The sequence below is a fragment of the Thermoflexus sp. genome (genome assembly GCF_042408365.1).
GTDB lineage: Bacteria > Chloroflexota > Anaerolineae > Thermoflexales > Thermoflexaceae > Thermoflexus.
On record NZ_JBHOQJ010000269.1, the window covers coordinates 1 to 2,513 of the forward strand.

Sequence of the window (2,513 nt, forward strand, 5' to 3'; positions counted from 1 at the left end):
GAGCCGGGCGCCAAGGGCGCCCGGCTCCGCCCCAAAACATTTTGCATCCCCCCTGTTTGTGGCGGTGCGCTTTAGCGCCCGTTTCCACGGCCGTGGGGAGGGGGGATGAAGGGGGGTGGGAGCCTTCCGCCTCCTCGCGCGGACTCCGGACGGCGTAACTCCACCCGAAGATCAAGCCGCAGGTGGCCTCCAGGCTCCTGGAAGCCCTCGAGTTTGCACAAGCATCAGGGGGATCCCATGCGAATTCGAGTGCGTGTCCCTGCGACCACAGCCAATCTCGGGCCTGGATTCGACGGGATGGGGCTGGCGCTGTGTCTGTATAACGAGATCGAGGCGGAGCCGGCTTCCACCCTGGAAGTGGTGATCGAAGGGGAGGGAGCGGACGTCCTTCCTCGCGATGCCGCCAATCGGGTGGTGCGCGCTGCTGCGGCTCTTTTCGAGCGGTTGGGAGTCCCATTGCCTCCCATGCGCTTGCGCTGCCACAATCGGATCCCTCTGATGTCTGGCCTTGGCTCCAGCGCCGCAGCGGTGGCAGCGGGGCTGGCCCTGGCCCAAGCCTGGGTGGGATTGTCGGATCCGCCGGAGACCTTGTTGGAACTGGCTGTCGCGCTGGAGGGACACCCAGATAACGTGGCGCCAGCGTTGCTGGGTGGATTGGTGCTGGTGGCTCGAGATGATGAAGGATGGATCGCGACCCGGGTCCCAATTCCCCCGATGCGAGCGGTTATCGCTCTCCCATCGGTGACGGTTTCCACCGAGATGGCCCGCCGCCTGCTTCCATCCCACGTGCCGCTCGCGGATGTGATCTATCAAATCGGGCACGTGGCACTCCTCGTTCATGCGTTCCGGGAAGGGGATTGGGGGTTATTGGGCCGGGCGATGAGGGATCGGCTGCACGAGCCCTATCGGGCGCGCCTGATTCCCGGGTATGAGCGGGTAGTGGCCGCAGCGCGGGCGGCCGGGGCGGCCGCGGTGTGCATCAGCGGCTCAGGGCCGGCCCTGGCGGCCTTCGCCCCCGAGGGCCATGAGGCCATCGCCGCGGCGATGGTTACGGCCTTCAGGGAGGCTGGTGTCTCCGCGCGCGCTTGGGTGGTGGAAGTCGCTTCCGAGGGCGTCCGGGTCGAGGTCGAGCCTTGAGCGCTTCGGCTATCGGGCACCCATAAAATGAGTGGGAGCGGTCCTTGTGCCCGCCCAAGGGCATCCAGAAGGAGTGCTCTTACCGCAGGTGATATCTAGAGGGACCGGAGGGAGCGATGAAATTCATGAGAAATTTGTGGCGAGCCTTTCAGACCGTTGCGCTTCTTTTCTCCTTTGTGATGAACCTGGCCCTTCTGATCGTCCTGATCGTGTTATACACCCAGCTCGCATCCATCAAAGCCGCTGTGAATGAGACGGTGGCCCGGCTGGAGGGGGTGGTGCAAGATCTGGGCGGCGCTCATATCTCTACGACGATTCCGATCCGCCAATCGGTCCCTGTGGCCTTTGAGCTCCCTGTTCAGCAGGACACGGTGGTGGTGACCCTGGCGCCGGTGCCCATCACCACTGCGGCCACGTTTCAATTGCCGGGCGGCGGGGGGACGATCAACGGAACCGTGTTCATCAATTTGCCTTCAGGAACCCGCCTTCCGGTCCGCCTGAATATGACCGTGCCGGTGCGCACCCAGATCCCGGTGAACTTCGACCAGCCGGTGGATATCGCGCTGGGGGCTTCGGGGCTGGATCCTGTGGTGCTGAAGCTGCTGGCGCTGTTGAGGGATCTCAAGGCGTTGCTGGCGTTGATCCCTGGATCGTAGAATGGGCTCTTCCCCCCATGCTCGGCCCCGTTCTTTTCCTCAATCTGGAGAGCAGAGGGGGAAGGCTGCTTGGATCCAAGAGATTATAGGTGAGGGCAATGCGTTTACGCACGCACATCGTGGTGGGAGCAGCAACTGGGTTATGGATCGGTGGGCCCCTTGGAGGGGCGCTGGGCGCGTTCTCCGGCATGATCCCGGATGTGGATTTGGATGTGGGCTCGGTCGGGCGGGGCGCGCGTGGGTTGGGGCTCCTCGGGATCGCTGGAGGGCTGCTCGCAGGGTATCTGCTTCGATCGGTCGCCGCAGCGGGGATCGCCATCGCCGGAGGGTTTTTGCTGTTGATGCTCGTCCGGCTTCCCCATCGGGGCCCTACGCACTCGTTGACCATGGCGGGGTTATGGGGAGCGTTGGGCTGGTTTTTGTTGCGGGATCCTGCGTTGGTCGGGGCGTGGGCAGCGAGTTACCTTTCCCATCTCTTTCTGGATGCCCTCACGCCCCAAGGCATCCCTTGGCTTTGGCCGCTATCGAAAGAACGTCTGCGCCTGGCCTGTTGGCGGACGGGTTCCCTATGGGATCACGCGATCCTGATAATGGGCGGGATCGGGGGATTGGGATGGCTTGGATGGAGGCTCTTCAGCTCTTGAGCGTTTGCAAGCTGTTGCTTGATCCATTTTTAAATTTTTGGGGTCTTTGGGGCTGGGCCGGGGGTCGAAGGCCCCC

General features: G+C 63.5%; 3 protein-coding genes. All 3 read left to right on the forward strand.

Annotated features, from left to right (window positions below; translation table 11 throughout):
• The first annotated feature begins 237 nt into the window (after window positions 1-237).
• The 3 genes from thrB to ACFMO5_RS12265 all read left to right on the forward strand — a co-directional run bounded on the left by thrB (window position 238) and on the right by ACFMO5_RS12265 (window position 2,437).
• Window positions 238-1,137 carry a homoserine kinase gene (gene thrB / locus ACFMO5_RS12255; RefSeq protein ID WP_376793040.1) on the forward strand — a complete coding sequence of 300 codons (900 nt, stop codon included), beginning with the start codon at window positions 238-240 and terminating at the stop codon, window positions 1,135-1,137.
• Window positions 1,138-1,253: 116 nt separating this feature from the next.
• Entirely contained in the window at window positions 1,254-1,793 is a 540-nt protein-coding gene (locus ACFMO5_RS12260; RefSeq protein WP_376793041.1) for a hypothetical protein, read from the forward strand.
• Between the two features lie 98 nt (window positions 1,794-1,891).
• On the forward strand, window positions 1,892-2,437 hold the full coding sequence (locus ACFMO5_RS12265; protein ID WP_376793042.1) for a metal-dependent hydrolase: 546 nt from the start codon (window positions 1,892-1,894) through the stop codon (window positions 2,435-2,437).
• Window positions 2,438-2,513 lie beyond the last annotated feature (76 nt).

Excerpts from the sequence above, each read along its gene's own strand:
- thrB (WP_376793040.1), top strand. The coding sequence starts at position 238 with ATGCGAATTCGAGTGCGTGTCCCTGCGACCACAGCCAATCTCGGGCCT.
- ACFMO5_RS12260 (WP_376793041.1), top strand. The coding sequence starts at position 1,254 with ATGAAATTCATGAGAAATTTGTGGCGAGCCTTTCAGACCGTTGCGCTT.
- ACFMO5_RS12265 (WP_376793042.1), top strand. The coding sequence starts at position 1,892 with ATGCGTTTACGCACGCACATCGTGGTGGGAGCAGCAACTGGGTTATGG.